This is a genomic window from Bacteroides difficilis, assembly GCF_048319815.1.
Classification (GTDB): Bacteria; Bacteroidota; Bacteroidia; order Bacteroidales; family Bacteroidaceae; genus Bacteroides; species Bacteroides zhangwenhongii.
Genome location: NZ_CP182814.1, coordinates 560,287 through 577,025, shown reverse-complemented (window position 1 = coordinate 577,025; position 16,739 = coordinate 560,287). Strand labels below are relative to the sequence as shown.

Below are 16,739 nucleotides of genomic sequence, written 5' to 3'. Positions count from 1 at the left end.
TTGGTATGGACTACACAATCATTGATGCACATGCTCATTTATGGTTACGGCAAGATGCGGTCGTAGACGGACTGCCTATTCGTACGTTGGAAAACGGACGTTCGGAATTTATGGGAGAGATTCGCCAGATGGTTCCTCCTTTTATGATAGACGGGGTGAATAGTGCGGAAGTCTTTCTTTCGAATATGGACTATGCACAAGTATCTGCCGCTGTTATCACTCAAGAATTTATTGATGGTATTCAGAATGATTATTTGTCGGAAGTCGTTTCCCGTTATCCCGATCGTTTTTTTGTTTGCGGTATGTGTGAATTTCGTAAACCGGGATTTCTAGAACAGGCAAAAGAACTGATCGCAAAAGGTTTTAAAGCCATCAAGATTCCTGCCCATCGTCTTTTGCTGAAAGAAGGAAGGGTGATGCTGAACAGCGAAGAGATGATGGAAATGTTCCATTATATGGAAGATAAGGGCATTCTGCTTTCTATTGATCTAGCCGACGGAGCCACACAGGTTCCTGAAATGGAAGAGATTATTCAGGAATGTCCGGATTTGCGGATAGCTATCGGACACTTCGGAATGGTGACTCGCCCCGACTGGAAAGAGCAAATCCGTCTGGCACGTCATTCCAATGTGATGATTGAATCCGGTGGAATCACTTGGCTTTTCAATGACGAATTCTATCCTTTTAAAGGAGCGATAAAAGCCATCCGTGAAGCGGCAGATCTGGTGGGAATGGAAAAACTGATGTGGGGCTCGGATTATCCGCGTACCATCACAGCGATCACCTACAAAATGTCTTATGATTTTGTGGTGAAGTCTTCCGAATTAACGGAAGAGGATAAAAGACTCTTTTTGGGAGAGAATGCCCGGAATTTCTATGGATTTACAGATCTTCCCGTGCTTCCTTACATCAAGAACATGTCCGAATGATTGAGAAAACAACCTTATCGTAAAACTATATTCATGCCATGAAAAAGAATACATATACAATACCTTTAGCTTTGGTTTTCTGCCTTTTCTTCTTGTGGGCGATAAGCAGTAATCTGCTTCCTACAATGATCCGGCAATTGATGAAGACCTGCGAGCTGAACACCTTTGAGGCTTCTTTTACAGAGACAGCCTATTGGCTTGCCTACTTCATTTTCCCTATTCCGATAGCTATGTTCATGAAACGATACAGCTATAAAGCAGGAATTATATTCGGACTTATCCTGGCCGCTATCGGGGGGCTGCTCTTTTTCCCTGCTGCCATACTGAAAGAATATTGGGCTTACCTTTGCATCTTTTTTATCATTGCCACCGGAATGTGCTTTCTGGAGACGGCTGCCAATCCGTATGTAACAGTGCTGGGTGCCTCTGAAACGGCTCCCCGCCGATTAAATCTGGCGCAGTCCTTCAACGGGCTCGGAGCTTTTATTGCCGCCATGTTCCTAAGCAAACTCATCCTTAGTGGGAATCATTACACACGGGAAACACTTCCTGTAGATTATCCGGGTGGTTGGCAAGCCTATATCCAACTGGAAACGGATGCCATGAAACTTCCTTATCTGATATTGGCGTTACTGCTCATTGCCATAGCCGTTGTATTTGTCTTTTCAAAGTTGCCGAAGATTGGAGATGAAACAGCTTCTTCAGATGCAGTGACGGCTGATGGCAAGAAAGAAAAACTGATAGACTTCGGAGTATTAAAACACTCGCATCTTCGTTGGGGAGTGATTGCGCAATTCTTCTATAATGGAGGGCAGACAGCCATCAACAGCCTTTTCCTGGTCTATTGCTGTACCTATGCGGGATTGCCGGAAGATACGGCTACCACTTTCTTCGGACTCTATATGTTGGCTTTTCTTTTGGGACGTTGGATTGGTACGGGCTTGATGGTGAAATTCCGTCCTCAAGATATGTTGTTGCTATATGCCCTGATGAATATCCTCCTGTGTGGAGTGGTGATGATATGGGGAGGAATGATCGGATTATATGCGATGCTGGCTATCTCGTTCTTTATGTCCATCATGTATCCTACTCAATTCTCATTGGCTTTAAAAGGACTTGGAAATCAGACGAAGAGCGGCTCGGCCTTTCTTGTAATGGCGATCGTTGGTAATGCCTGTCTCCCGCAGTTGACGGCTTATTTCATGCATATTAACGAGAACATCTATTATATCGCGTATGGCGTGCCGATGATTTGTTTTGTATTCTGTGCCTATTACGGATGGAAAGGTTATAAAGTAATCGATTAATAAATTTATTATCAAATACATATCAAATGAAAGCAGTTCAAATTATCAATCCCTCCGAAATGAAGGTGGTTGAACTGGAAAAACCGACCGTTGGAGCCGGTGAAGTATTAGTAAGAATCAAGTATGTTGGTTTTTGTGGTTCCGACTTGAACACATTCCTGGGCAAAAATCCGATGGTGAAATTACCTGTGATACCGGGACACGAAGTAGGAGCAGTCATTGAGGAAATCGGCCCGGATGTTCCGGCAGGTTTTGAGAAAGGCATGAATGTGACCTTGAATCCATATACCAACTGTGGAAAATGTGCTTCTTGTCGCAATGGTCGTGTTAATGCCTGCGAACATAATGAAACATTAGGTGTGCAACGCAATGGAGTGATGTGCGAATATGCTGTATTGCCCTGGACAAAGATTATTCCGGCTGGCAATATTTCTTCTCGTGACTGTGCTTTGATTGAACCGATGAGTGTAGGCTTTCATGCCGTATCTCGTGCACAGGTGATCGACAACGAGTTTGTGATGGTGATTGGTTGCGGTATGATTGGCATCGGTGCCATTGTACGTGCCGCTTTGAGAGGTGCAACAGTAATCGCTGTCGACTTGGATGATGAAAAGCTGGAACTGGCGAAAAAGGTAGGCGCCTCTTATGTGATTAACTCCAAGACAGAAAATGTACACGAACGGATGCAGGAGATCACAGAAGGACTGGGCGCTGATGTCGTGATTGAAGCTGTTGGCAGTCCGGTGACTTATGTAATGGCGGTGGATGAAGTCGGTTTCACAGGACGGGTGGTTTGTATCGGCTACGCTAAAAGTGAGGTTGCTTTCCAAACGAAACTCTTTGTTCAGAAAGAACTGGATATTCGTGGTTCTAGGAATGCCTTGCCGGCAGACTTCCGTGCAGTCATCAATTATATGAAAGAAGGAAATTGTCCGGTAGAAGAGTTGATATCGAAAGTAGCCAAACCTGAAGGAGCTTTAGAAGCTATGCAGGAATGGGCGGCTAATCCGGGGAAGGTATTCCGTATTCTAGTTGAGTTTTAAGTAGCTGCTTAGTCGGCTTTTATGATCAGGGTTGCACGGAACAGAGATTTTTATTTGATCCGTGCAATCTACATCTAAGAAGATGATCGATTGAGTTATTGCTGCAAGCTACTCCATTAAGAACTGGCGTATTGAACAGTGGCGTATCCCTTCATAGCTATTCCCGTTGAAGTTATCCTCTGTTATTACCATTTTAGGATAATTATCTTGTATTTTTAGTAGATTCCCGAATTCTCTTTCAGCAGTTTTTTCACTGTCTATTTTTAAGGCAACTTGTATGTAGAGTTTTTCTCCGTTTTTTTCTCCGATGAAATCAATTTCCTTATCTCCATAATAACCAACCTTTACTTCATATCCTCTATATAGAAGATGATTATAAACCAGGTTCTCTAATATTTTGGCTTTGTCTGTAATGCGGTATCCAATAACAATATTGCGGATTCCCATATTTTCGAAATAGTATTTCTCTCCTATTTCAAAGACACGTTTACCTATTAAATCATATCTTTCTACCCGGTGAATAAGAAAAGCGTTGCTTAGGTATTCTGTATAATTTTGAATTTGATTTACAGAAACCGTCGCATGTTGTGATTTTAAATAATCACTGATATTTTTAGCCGAGAACAGATTTCCTATGTTTTCGGATAAGAACTGGATTAACTTCTCTAAAAATAATGTGTTTCGTAGTTTATACCGACTGACTACATCACGAAAAACAATCGTAGAGTATACACTTTTCAGATATTCATTTACTGTCTCGTCTTCGAGAGGAAGGTTCAACAAGTAAGGAAGCCCACCATAACGACTATATAGTTCATAGCTTTTTTCATTGTCAGTCAATCCATGAAATTCGAGGAATTCCAAATAAGAGAGACTGTATATTTTGAATTCAATATATCTGCCGCTTAAATAAGTTGCAAGTTCTCCTGAAAGCATATTGGCATTACTACCGGTAATGTATATATCGTTATCTTCATTGAGGAGGAGAGAACGAATCACTTTCTCAAATCCCGGAATGTCCTGTATTTCGTCGATAAATATATAGTTCTTGTCTTTCTTATGACTTTGAGAAATGATGTAGGAATGTAAATCTTGGGCTGTTTGTAATGAACTGAATTCAAAGTCTTCCAGATTGATGTAAATGATATTGGCATTTGGCTCTTCACCTAAAATTTCTTCAATAAGTTGATAAAGGAGAAAGCTTTTGCCTACACGTCTCTGACCTGTCAGTACCTTAGCTACAGATTTCCGCATGAAAGGTTTTATCCGTTCGATGTAGCCTTTTCTTTTTTTGAGAATTCTAGGAAAGTCCATCTTATTATAGATTTTATTTGTATTTAAAACTTTTGCTAAGATAAGGAAAAATTTTAAGTATACTTCAAACTTTTATTGGAAATCGGGCAAGTTTTAAGTCTATTTTAGTTCTGTTGAAATGTAATATCAGGAAATCTTGTGATTGTAGGTATATTGGTAGAGTTTATCCGGCAGGGTCCTATTTTTAAAACATTTTAAATAGGATTCCCTGTTGTTCTTGTATCAGTTTCAGTTCTTGCTAATAGGAATTTGAAAACTGGAGGCTGGAAGCCCGTCTGTATTATATATGGAAGATGGCGGATTGTTTTCCCAAGCATAGCGAATGCTTGTCGGTTCTTCCTGCCCGTTCCACTTGACAATAATCTGATTACCTTCTGTATATGCTTCTACGAATTTATATTTTCCATCTTTGCCGGAGACAGCAATACCTTCCAATGCTTTCGCTTGCTTCAGCGAGCCTGTTCCTTTCGTGAAAGAGATGATAATCTGCCCGTTTCCTTTTAGTTCGGCTTTCTCTACCATAGGTCCTTCTGCCACTTGATCTGTTTTGTTGAAAGCTAATCTGTTCATTTGGAGGACACAGCGGTGCGCCAAGTCTTTCTTGTTGAGCGGATGAATATCGTTACTTTCTCCCAGATCGATAGCAGTAGCCAACCCTGTGTTTTTTAAGCGAAGAGTAACTCTGCGTTGTGCTTCACGTACTTGGGCTACACCGCTTTCCATAGGTTTGTTGCTTCTTTGCTGATAATTGGCCAGTTGCACTATAACAAATGGCAGTTTCTTATTTGCCCACTGTGTACGCCAGTCATTGATAAGGTTGACTAACATACTCTCGTATTGTTTACTTCCGTCCGGGCCGGTATCAGATTCTCCTTGGTACCAGATAATTCCCCGAATGCTATAATTGCGTAATGGATGTATCATGCTGTTATATAGTCCTGCCGGTTCGTTTTGGAAACTTCTGCTTGAGGGTGCTGAAGGCAGGATACAGCCGATCTTGTGTTTCCACAGAGAAGAGAGTGGAAAAGTCTTTCCCTCGATTTCTAGTTGATAAGGCTTACCTTTCACAAAGAATGGACTTCCCTTGCTGCTAAGCAGCCGGATAACGATTTCATTCTCTCCGGCACGAAGTGTTCCGGTCGGGACCTGATAAATGCGTGGCGGATACTGATAACCAGTCCTTCCTACACAAACTCCGTTTATATAGGTGGCATCTGCATCTTTTAGTGTTCCCACACGTAAAGTCGCCTTTTTTCCCGCCAACTCTGACGGAATATTGATACGCTGACGGAAGTAATGTACTCCGTTGACGGGTTTATCCCAGCTTCCTCCCCAGTTGGAGTTGAACACCTCTGTTTGTTCCCAATCGGAATCTTCGAAGTTATCTTGTGTCCATTTCCCCTTATACCCAAGATCTTTCTCCAGTTGTTGCCGGTTCCATTGATCAGCCAGCATTTTATCCGCCCTCTTTACCGAGTCCGGATAGTCGGGATTACTGTATAATCCTGATGCGAGTTTGGCTTGGAAGTTCTTATGCTTTTCCAAAGAATGACGGGTAGACCATGCCGCGATAGGGGTTCCTCCCCAACTGCTATTGATAATTCCGACCGCAACTCCTTTTTCTGTCTGCATCTCTTTAGCGAAAAAATAGCATAAGGCCGCAAAGTCCAACACGTTTTCTTGAGTACATATCTTCCAGACATTCTCGCTATTATCTTGCGGCTCTATGAAATTATAAGCATATTTGGTCTTGGTGTAACGGATAAGATTGTTTTCATAGGATAGTATTTCGTCCTTATATTTGTCCATTACCCGTTTTACGGTAAGTTCCATATTCGACTGTCCGCTACATAGATATACATCACCGATGTATACATCTTGCATCACTAGCTGGTTGACTTTCAATTCGTATGGTCCTCCGGCTTTATATTTGGGTAGTTTGATGGACCATTCTCCCGTTTGGGACGCTTGAGTTCTGTATTGCTTGCCGTCAATGGTAACGGTGACTGTTTCTTTAGGCTCTGCCCACCCCCATATTGGAATAGGAACTTCCCGTTGCAAAACCATCCGGTCGGAAAATATGCCGGGAAGTTTTACCTCAGCCCGGCATATTATTGCACATAATAATAAACTCTCTAGTATGAAAAATACTTTCTTCATTATTATTTCTTAGCTACTAGAACGATATTATTTATATCTACCTTTTTGTTTTTCCCCATTCCGATAGAAACTTTTGTAATAGTACTGGGATCTATACTGATAACACCTTGTTTTTCATCTTTAAAAGATTTGAATTCAATCTTCTTTTTCCCGGTTCTATAAAATCCCATGGAGGTTTTTACAGTTTCACCGTTTTTGGTATATTCTATTTTTAATGAGCATACGGCACCTGTGGCTTTTTCGTCTAACTTCTCGAAGTTAGCTGCTTCAAAGTTTATTCCGGTGTAATTGCTGTAATCCATCTTTGGGAATACCAAGTGACCAAAACCGGTACAGATTAGCGTTGAACCTTCGACTGTTAGTTTGTTGGCTTCGCATTCAAAAACTTCGATTGTCTTATTCTCTTGTGCGGTGGCATTAAAAACTCCGAGTAATGCAACAAATGCTGCGACTAAGTACTTTTTCATGATGGTAAATTTAATTGGTTATACGATGTTTTTATTTGATATGGGCAAATGTAGGAATTTTGATAGAATCATTACTTATTTGGATGTATCTAAAACTTTTAAATATGTAAGACCGATTGCTTTTGTGCGGATGAAACGATTTTAAAATAAAATGTAACGTCGGTTTACGCACTAAAATATGTATGAAACACTTGGGCAAGTGATTGTCTGTATTGGCTTGTATCTTTGGAAAATCATTCAGAATATTAATCTTTAAAAATAAAATACCATGAAAGTCTTTCGAAAAGTGCTGTTTACATTAGCGTTGGCAGGCAATATAACAATACTATCATCACAGAATGTAGCTGTGTTCGATGAATTCCTGTATAAATCTGAGAGTCAGATGAAAGCTAGTGAAAATCAATATTTGAATCCTATCCTTCCCGGTTGTTACCCGGATCCTAGTATTTGCCGGGTGGGCAAAGATTATTATTTGGTTAATTCTAGTTTCAGTTATTATCCGGGAGTACCTATTTGGCATAGTACGGATCTGATTCACTGGACTCAATTAGGTCATGTGCTCAACAGACCTTCACAATTGTTGACAAAGAACAGTAAGATGTCTTGGGGAGTGTATGCTCCTGATATAAAGTATAATCCTCATAATAAGACATTTTATATGATAACTACGGGTACTGGGTATGGTAATACTACTTATGTAAAGACAGATGACCCGAAGAAATGTAATTGGAGTGATCCGATAGTACTTCCTTCTGTGAAAGGCATTGATCCGAGTTTTTTCTTTGATGAAGACGGGAAGGCATATATCTTAAACAATGAGCCTCCAGCGTATGAACCGCTGTATGATGGACATCGTGCAATATGGATCCGTGAGTTTGACTGGAAGAACGACCGGGTTGTCGGAGAACCGAAAGTTGTGATTGACGGTGGCTTGGATATCACAAAGAAACCTTCTTGGATTGAAGGTCCTCATTTGTATAAAATAAAAGGGAAATATTATCTGATGGCTGCGGAAGGAGGTACAGGTCCCAATCATCGGGAGGTCATTTTAACCTCTGATTCTCCGATGGGGCCTTTTATTCCTTGTGCTATTAACCCCATTTTGACTCAAATGGGGCTTCCGTCCGATAGAAAAGAACCGATTACTTGTGCGGGGCACGCTGATCTGGTTGAAACAGAAAATGGGGAATGGTTTGCTGTGTTTCTAGCAGTCCGTCCTTATCGTAACGGACATGAAAATACGGGGCGTGAAACATTCTTATTACCGGTAAAATGGAATGATGAGCAGCCGATAATTCTGGATAAAGGAAAGGTTGTACCCTATGTTGTGGATATGACTCCCGGAATGAAGAATCTGTCGGAGAATAATAAAATACAGGGGTATGATCCTTATGCACCTGCTCTACTATGGACCTCGAAAGGGCTCTCAAAAGAGGCTACTTTTATTCGAACGCCTAAAGAGGAATTCTTTCAAATAAGGAAAGATGGCAAATTAGCATTGAAGCCACGAGAAATACGTATTGAGCAATTTGGTAATCCTTCTTTTATTGGTCGTCGGGTGAATAGCAAGAGATTTAAGGCACAGACGGCTTTAACTTATATTCCTGAGGGAAAACTGGATTTTGCCGGAATAGTTTGTTTTCAAAATGACTATTGTTATGTGCAATTTGGGAAAACAGTTGATAAACAAGGAAAAGTTATTCTTTCCCTAAAATCGTATAGTAGCCGCAGCAAAAAAGAATTGAAAGATGAATATGAATACTTTTTATCAGATAAAGAGAAAAAACAAAAGGTCTATTTGAAGGTAGAGGCTTTGACACCGGAGGAATATACTTTCAGTTATGCATTCGGCAGGTCAAAATCTTGGACTGTGTTGGGAAAAGTAAAATCAAGTCTTTTAAGTACGGCAACTGCCGGAGGGTTTACCGGGACCACAATAGGGGTATATGCAACAGGAGAATAACTTTGGATAATCTTAAAATAGAATGAATATGCTCTAACTTGCAAAAAAAATAGTTTATTTGCAGAATTAATGAAAAACAGATTGCTATGAAAAGACTACTATCATTGATGCTTATTTGTTTGGCTGGCTTTGCCCGACTAACAGCAGAGAATATATTGTTCTATGATTCCAAGCAATTGACGTGTGACCTTGTTACGTCTATTTGTCAGGATAAAGATGGTTTTATATGGATTGGTACTGACTATGGCTTGAATAAATTTAATGGAATACAATTCACCCATTATTATAATAGTCAGAGAGATAGTACTTCCTTGTTAGATAATTCGGTTAAGACATTGATGCTTGATAAGGAGGGCACTTTATGGGTTGGTAGTGTCAGTGGACTGCAATATTATGTGCCGGAAGAAAACAACTTCCGGCATATTACCTTTGATGAGAATATTCCGTTACATGTGAAGAAGATAACACAACTACGTTCCGGTGATATTTGGGTAGCCTCTTCAGGAAGAGGACTTTTTTGTATTCCCAAAAATACAAAAGTAGCGGTACGGATTACGGATGTGCCTGAGACTGCAGACTACTCTCATTATGGAGCTATTTACGAAGATAAAGAAGGGAATGTTTGGATTGGAGTGGATAATGTCGGATTATTGTGTTATGATCCAGCTACTCACCAAAGTAAAATGTATAAGAATGATGCTCTTAAAGGAGGTTCTATTATTTCTTGTATCACAGAGGATACCGATGGTAACCTGTTGATTGCTACTGCTATTTCGGTTTATTCTTACGATAGAGAACATGATAAATTTATTGAGTTTAAACATAATGAGAATTGGTTGCCTGCCCGTTCTGTGCTAACTTGTAAGGATGGGACAAGTTATGTGGCAACTTATGGCAAAGGGTTGAAAACTATTTCATCGGACTTGGCTGAGTTGTATTCAGAGCCGTTTTCACTTCCGTTTTTTGATTTGAATTATGCCAAGATTTCAACTGTTTATGAAGACCGTGATATGAATCTATGGCTGGGATGTTATCATAAAGGAGTAGTTATGATATCAAAAGAGCCGACTCCTTTTCATTTTTGGAATGTTCCGGAACGCGAATATCCGTCTGCAAGTGTTGTTACTACCATTGCTAAAGACAGAGATGGTAACATACTCGGAGGAGTAGAAAATGCAGGGATTTTTCAGATTAATTCAAAAGGTAATATTGTCGGGCATTTATTTGAGAAACGAACTTTCTCTTCAATGTATAAGGATGATAATGATAATTTATGGTTTGGAGGACGGTTCTGTGGCATCTTTATGGAGGAACCTAATGGGAAAGTGATCTCTTTATTTCCGGAAATAAAAAACAAGGATATTAAAGATATAATAGGGGATGATAGAGAAAACCTGTATTTTTCAGTTTATGGTAGTGGTTTTATGCAATATCATCTGCCTACGCGGACTGTGACTAACTATACAAGTTCATTGACGGAATTGAAAAACAATTGGATTAATTCATTCATTTATAGTTCGGAGGAGCTTCTGTGGATAGGTCATTGTTATGGAATAGATTGTTTCGATCCACGGATTAAAGGGTTCAAACATTTATCCGCAGAGTTCTGTGGCTTTATTACTTATTCATTGTTGGAAGATGTAAAGGGTAACATATGGGCGGGTACTAACAAAGGTCTTCTTTGTTATAATCCATCCCGGAAGATACTGAAACATTATGATATGGAGGACGGCCTTTCCAATAACTTTGTATATGGGGTAGCGGAGGATGAACATGGTAATATCTGGTGTAGTACTTTGAAGGGAATCAATCTGGTAAATGTAGATGAAAATAGAATTGTCTCTTACTATTCGGAGCGTGGACTTGTTGATAACGAATATATGCCGGGAGCCAGTTTTCAGTCTATGGATGGAATGATTTATTTAGGGGGTATCAAGGGGATAACTTATTTTCATCCGGACAGTATCGTGCAACAGCAAAAGCAACTCGAAGTCGTTCTTTCTAATCTCTATCTTGGTGGAAAGGCTGTGACTGTGGGGCAAAAATCGGGAAGTCGGCCCATTATTGAAACGGTTGCAACGCAGGCAAATGATATCCGTTTGGCTTATGAGGACAATACGTTTATGCTTGAATTTTCTACGTTCGATTATAAGAATGTGGATAATATTTTTTATGAATACCGTATTAGGGAATATGGAAAAGAATGGACCGCCACCCAATTGGGGGTTAATCAGATTACATACAATCATCTAAGTTCAGGTAACTATACACTTGAGGTACGTGCTTGTGAAAACGGGCAATATAGTCCGGTGAAAGTGTTTTATATCTCTATCGCAGCACCCTGGTGGCGTTCTTTGCCTGCCTATATCTGCTATGTTCTGTTGGTAGTGACTGCGTTGGGACAAATCTATTTGATGCTTAGGCGTCGCCATCAGAAAAATCTGAATGAAGAGAAAATAAAGTTGTTTATTAATTTGTCGCATGAAATACGTTCACCGATGACTTTGATTATTAGTCCGTTGGAGAGTCTGTTGAAACGTGATTATGATCCGGATACAATGAAACTGTTGCGTTTGATGCAGAAAAATGCCAATCGGATTGTCAATCTGATGAATCAGTTATTGGATATGCGTAAAATTGAAAAAGGGCAATTGCATATACATTGCAGGGAAACCGATATGGTAGGCTTTATTGAGGAACTGATTTCCTTGTTTGATTATCAGGCACAGAAAAGGAATATCAGATTGCTTTTCGAGCATGACCGGGAAATAATGCAAGCTTGGGTGGACCGTAACAATTTTGATAAAGTGCTAGTGAATCTCTTGTCAAACGCTTTTAAATATACACCGGATGGCGGTGAGATTAAGATATGCCTGCATGAAAAGGTTAATGAATATGCGACAGATACTTTGCGTCATTATCTGGAGATTGAAGTAGCAGATACTGGAACGGGTATTGATGCAAGCAAACTGGAAAAGATATTTGAGCGTTTTTATCAGGCTCCCAATAATTCAAACGGAAGTTTGGGATTTGGCATAGGATTAAATTTGTGTCGTATGATTGTCAAACTTCATCATGGCATTATTTATGCTTCTAACCGTAAAGACGGACAGGGAAGTAGTTTTGTCATTCACTTGCCGTTTGGAAAGGATCATCTGAAGAAAAATGAATTGGAAAATGAAGAGACTGTGCCTTCACGAATAGTTACACCTGCATTTACATTGCCAGCAGTGGAAGAAGAGGAAGCCGTTAAAGTGAAATATCATAAGACGAATAATAAGATCATTATTGTAGATGATGATGACGAGATCCGTAATTTTCTGGAGGCAGAGTTAGGACAACAATATAAGGTATTCGTATGTCGCAATGGGAAGGAGGGAATTCAAGCCATATTGAAGTATCAGCCTGATCTTGTCATTTCTGATGTGATTATGCCCGAAATGGATGGTATCTCCATGTTGAAAGCTCTTCGTGGGAATCCGAATGTCAGCCATATACCGGTAATCTTATTGACATCGAAGGCGGATTATAAAGACCGTATACAAGGATTAAGCAAGGGAGCTGATGTTTATTTGGCTAAGCCGTTTAATATAGAGGAGTTAAGGATTCACATTAAAAACCTGATTGATACCCGGCTGTTATTGAGAGGGAAATATTCGGGTGCACAGGACCAGGAAGGTAAAATTGAATTTACTGAAAATAAATCCGGTGATGAACGTTTGATGGAGCGTGTAATGAGTGTTGTGAATAAATATATGGCTGACCCGGAGTTTAATGTAGAAATGATGGCTAGAGAGGTGGGGCTCAGTCGGGTTCAGCTTCATCGTAAGTTGAAGGACATAACCGGTGTTCCGGCTTCGACTTTTATTCGTAATTTGCGTATGAAGAAGGCGGCTGCCTTGTTGCGGGAGCGTAAATTGAATATTGCAGAAGTTGCTGATGCGGTGGGATTTGATAATCAGGCGAATTTTTCAACTGTCTTTAAAAAACAATATGGAGTAACTCCCACAGAGTATATTGAATCCGCCCAAGATACTTCGTCTTTTGAAGGAAAGGAAACGAAATAACCTGCGGGGAATCATTTTTAAAAAGGATTGAAACATTCTAAAAAAACTATAGTACAAATAAAAAATCTCTTGTAACATAGTACAGAGTGTAATAGGGTGTAAGTTCATAATTTTGTATCGGTTGAAACTGTATAAGAATCAACCAATACAAAATTTGTTGGCTTATAGTTTATTATCAGTTTAAATATAATATGTATGAAGAACAATTATTTATTTAGATGTACAATGCTCGCAGGATTGCTTTCGGCCGGTGTCGTTTATGCAGTCACTCCTGCGTCTATTGCAGTTGGAGCTTCGTCATTCCCTATTGCACAGTCTGTGTCGGAAGAGAAGATTACGATTACCGGTACAGTTACAGATGAGAATGGAGAACCTTTGATTGGAGTTAGTATTCAAGTCAAAGGAACGAGTAAAGGGACTATTACCGATGTAAATGGTAAGTATACATTGAGTTTGTCTCCGGGAGCTACCATCTCATTTTCGTATGTCGGGATGAAACCGATGCAACGTAAAGTGACCAAAGGTGGTCAGTTGAATGTGTCGATGCAGAATGATGCGAAAATGTTGGATGAAGTTGTTGCAATTGGGTATGGAACGATGAAACGCGGGGACCTGACAGGATCTGTTGTTTCAGTGAACGCCAAAGCTATTGAGGAATCAATGGCTTCTACTATCGACCAGGCCTTACAAGGACGTGCTGCCGGTTTGCAAATGACACAAAACTCAGGTGTTCCCGGTGGTGGTACATCCATTCAGATTCGTGGCGTGAATTCTTTGAATAGTACCAACGAACCTATTTATGTGGTTGACGGTGTAATTATCTCCGGTGAGACAGGATCGAATACAAGTAATGCGATTGCAGGTATCAACCCGGCCGATATTGAGAGTATCGAGATTCTGAAAGATGCTTCTGCCACGGCTATTTATGGGGCTCAAGCGGCTAATGGAGTGATACTTATATCGATGAAGGCGGGTGTTAGCGGAAAGCCTAGAGTTAATTTTCAAGCTTCTGCCGGTGTGCAGGAATTGCCTAATAAAATTGATATGATGGATTTGAGAGGATATGCCCGTCATTATAACGAGTTATATGCTCTTTTAGATGCAAGCAAGGTAAAGGATGCTTTCAGTCATCCTGAAACTTTGGGAAGTGGAACCGACTGGCAAGATGAAATATTCCGTAAAGCGTTGCTGCAAAATTATAATATCTCAGTTCGCGGAGGTACTAAGACGGTGACTTATAACATCTCAGGTGGATATACCGGACAAGATGGTATTTGTATTGGTTCGGATTTTGAACGTTATACATTCCGTACGGCTACCGAAATACAGGCTACGTCAAAGGTACGTTTTGGTGGTACGGTGAATGTTTCTTATACCAAGCAAAGTACGGGGATGGCCAGCTGGTCTATTATTCCGAATGCACTTTATCAGGCACCGGATGTTCCGGTACGTGATAATGGAGGAAATTTTACAGGGCCTTCGGATAATGATCAGGAATTTCTAAGTAGTTATAGTAATCCGGTAGCGTTAGCGTCACTGACTCAGCGTAATAATGAGAAAGGTGGAGTACGGGCCAATTTATTTATGAAGATCAATCCTGTAAAATGGCTGACATACCGGACAGACTTTACAGCTGACGGTAGTTTGGATAATTATCAATACTTTCTGCCTCAATATGAACTAGGATGGTCTAAGAACCCTTATTCGACCAATGAACATTCCAAAAACTATGGTCTCTATTGGGGATGGAAAAATGTGTTGACAATGGATAAGACTTTTGCCAGAAAGCATAAGGTAAGTTGGATGTTGGGACATGAGATGACTTCGCGGAAGTCTGACTATCTGCAAGGTAAACGTACTCATGGAGATGCAGTACTGACAGACCTGGATGCAGGTGATGCTGTTTATGCTACAAATAGTGGAAGAGGAAGTAAAACGACTTACCTGTCATTCTTTAGCCGTTTATTTTATAGCTATAACAACCGCTATCAAATGACTGCTACTATACGGCGCGATGGAACTTCTAATTTTGCCAAAGGCAATCAATGGGGAACTTTTCCTTCAGTAGCTTTGGCATGGCGTGTTTCTGAAGAACGTTTTTGGCGTCCGTTGAAAGATGTTATCAATAACCTTAAGTTCAGGGTTAGTTACGGGGAAGTTGGCAACTCGAATGTCAGTTCGTTTGCTTACCAACGGATGGGGAATTTCGTTCAGTCTATCTGGGGGAATAGTATACAAACGGCTAATATAGCTAATCCGGATTTGACATGGGAAAGCACACGCTCATGGAATGCGGGACTTGATCTGAATCTCTTCAACAATCGTGTGGAATTTATCTTTGATGCTTATATAAAGAAAACCAAAGATTTGTTATTACAACAAGATTTTCCCGGTTACGTTGGAACCACTGGTACTGGTGCTGCCACTGCACAATGGGCCAATATAGGTTCTATGCAAAATAAGGGATTTGAATTTACGTTGAACACAGTCAATATTTCTAACCGTGATTTTCAATGGCGTACGAATGTGACATTCAGTTTGAATCGTAACAAAGTAGTGGCTATGAATACGGAAAACGCTTTTATTGATAAGACTTATCAGCAAAGTGGGGAGACAAATGTGGTCACTCGTACAGCAATAGGACATCCGGTAAGCCAGTTTTACGGCTATAAAGTGATAGGACGGATAAATACGGCTTCTGATTATCTGATAGATAACGGAGACGGAACCAGTACTGTGAAAATAGCGACTCCTGTATTGAGAACAGGCGATTGCGTTGTGAATGCCGGTACGGATAAAGGTAGCTTGGTAAAGCAAGTATATATTGGAGACTATATTTTTGAGGACGTAAACAATGACGGTATCATTGATGAGAAGGACCAGACCTTCTTGGGAAGTCCGTTACCAAAGTTTACTTATGGTATTAATAATACATTTAAGTATAAGAATTTCGATCTTTCCATCTTCTTGTATGGCTCGCAAGGGAATAAGGCAATGAACTATTTGTCTCGTCGTTTGAAGAATCCGAATTCAAGTGGTAATGTACACCAGGAAGTTAATAATTATGCTCGCTTGGGATATATTGACGGCAATTCTGCTAACAATAACGTTTGGAATATTTGTATTTTGCCGGGGGCAAATCCGAGCCAACCCCGTATGTCTGTAAATGACGCAAATGATAATGACCGTATCAGCAACCGTATAGTTGAAGACGCTTCTTTCTTGCGTATACAGAATATTGTTTTCGGTTATACATTGCCTAAAAGTTGGTTGCGTAAATTGAAAATAGAGAATGCACGTGTCTATGCAAATATTAAGAATGTGTATACATTTACCGGCTATAGTGGTTATGATCCAGAAATAGGCTCTACCCAAGCACAATATTCCTATTCCGGTCAGAGTATGCTGATGTACGGTGTAGATACGGGACGTTGTCCTTCTCCGAGAATTTACACGTTTGGTATAGACTTAACTTTCTAAATAGAATAT

The 16,739-nt window shown here is 40.2% G+C and carries 9 protein-coding genes; 6 read left to right on the top strand and 3 right to left on the bottom strand.

Features of this window, described 5'->3' with window-relative positions:
- Positions 1-5: 5 nt before the first annotated feature.
- From ACNOGP_RS02195 to ACNOGP_RS02185, 3 genes are read left to right on the top strand one after another with little or no spacing between them, the layout of a single operon-like run.
- The gene (locus ACNOGP_RS02195) at positions 6-929 is read left to right on the top strand and encodes an amidohydrolase family protein (RefSeq protein ID WP_418213974.1); all 924 of its coding nucleotides are present in this window, start codon (positions 6-8) and stop codon (positions 927-929) included.
- 38 nt (positions 930-967) lie between these two features.
- Positions 968-2,236, top strand: a complete 1,269-nt coding sequence (gene fucP, locus ACNOGP_RS02190; protein ID WP_186966452.1) for an L-fucose:H+ symporter permease — start codon at positions 968-970, stop codon at positions 2,234-2,236.
- Positions 2,237-2,262: 26 nt separating this feature from the next.
- Entirely contained in the window at positions 2,263-3,279 is a 1,017-nt protein-coding gene (locus ACNOGP_RS02185) for a zinc-binding alcohol dehydrogenase family protein (RefSeq protein WP_148364039.1), read from the top strand.
- Between the two features lie 108 nt (positions 3,280-3,387).
- Here ACNOGP_RS02185 and ACNOGP_RS02180 read toward each other — a convergent pair whose 3' ends face one another.
- The 3 genes from ACNOGP_RS02180 to ACNOGP_RS02170 all read right to left on the bottom strand — a co-directional run bounded on the left by ACNOGP_RS02180 (position 3,388) and on the right by ACNOGP_RS02170 (position 7,220).
- Entirely contained in the window at positions 3,388-4,593 is a 1,206-nt protein-coding gene (locus ACNOGP_RS02180; protein WP_272721393.1) for an ATP-binding protein, read from the bottom strand.
- A 228-nt stretch (positions 4,594-4,821) separates the two neighbouring features.
- Positions 4,822-6,753, bottom strand: coding sequence for a sialate O-acetylesterase (locus ACNOGP_RS02175; protein WP_418213973.1), 1,932 nt, complete (start codon positions 6,751-6,753; stop codon positions 4,822-4,824).
- 2 nt (positions 6,754-6,755) lie between these two features.
- Complete coding sequence (locus ACNOGP_RS02170) at positions 6,756-7,220, bottom strand: family 49 glycosyl hydrolase (protein WP_186966455.1); 465 nt, start codon at positions 7,218-7,220, stop codon at positions 6,756-6,758.
- A 268-nt stretch (positions 7,221-7,488) separates the two neighbouring features.
- Between ACNOGP_RS02170 and ACNOGP_RS02165 the strand changes: the two genes are divergently transcribed.
- From ACNOGP_RS02165 to ACNOGP_RS02155, 3 genes are all read left to right on the top strand, one after another.
- Positions 7,489-9,183 (top strand): glycoside hydrolase family 43 protein, encoded by a 1,695-nt coding sequence (locus ACNOGP_RS02165; RefSeq protein ID WP_418213972.1) that lies wholly within the window; start codon positions 7,489-7,491, stop codon positions 9,181-9,183.
- Positions 9,184-9,269: 86 nt separating this feature from the next.
- Positions 9,270-13,250, top strand: a complete 3,981-nt coding sequence (locus ACNOGP_RS02160) for a two-component regulator propeller domain-containing protein (protein WP_418213971.1) — start codon at positions 9,270-9,272, stop codon at positions 13,248-13,250.
- Between the two features lie 195 nt (positions 13,251-13,445).
- The gene (locus ACNOGP_RS02155) at positions 13,446-16,730 is read left to right on the top strand and encodes a SusC/RagA family TonB-linked outer membrane protein (RefSeq protein WP_418213970.1); all 3,285 of its coding nucleotides are present in this window, start codon (positions 13,446-13,448) and stop codon (positions 16,728-16,730) included.
- The last annotated feature ends 9 nt before the right edge of the window (positions 16,731-16,739 follow it).

Coding starts and splice junctions, on each gene's coding strand:
- ACNOGP_RS02195 (WP_418213974.1), top strand. CDS start 6: ATGGACTACACAATCATTGATGCACATGCTCATTTATGGTTACGGCAA.
- fucP (WP_186966452.1), top strand. CDS start 968: ATGAAAAAGAATACATATACAATACCTTTAGCTTTGGTTTTCTGCCTT.
- ACNOGP_RS02185 (WP_148364039.1), top strand. CDS start 2,263: ATGAAAGCAGTTCAAATTATCAATCCCTCCGAAATGAAGGTGGTTGAA.
- ACNOGP_RS02180 (WP_272721393.1), bottom strand. CDS start 4,593: ATGGACTTTCCTAGAATTCTCAAAAAAAGAAAAGGCTACATCGAACGG.
- ACNOGP_RS02175 (WP_418213973.1), bottom strand. CDS start 6,753: ATGAAGAAAGTATTTTTCATACTAGAGAGTTTATTATTATGTGCAATA.
- ACNOGP_RS02170 (WP_186966455.1), bottom strand. CDS start 7,220: ATGAAAAAGTACTTAGTCGCAGCATTTGTTGCATTACTCGGAGTTTTT.
- ACNOGP_RS02165 (WP_418213972.1), top strand. CDS start 7,489: ATGAAAGTCTTTCGAAAAGTGCTGTTTACATTAGCGTTGGCAGGCAAT.
- ACNOGP_RS02160 (WP_418213971.1), top strand. CDS start 9,270: ATGAAAAGACTACTATCATTGATGCTTATTTGTTTGGCTGGCTTTGCC.
- ACNOGP_RS02155 (WP_418213970.1), top strand. CDS start 13,446: ATGAAGAACAATTATTTATTTAGATGTACAATGCTCGCAGGATTGCTT.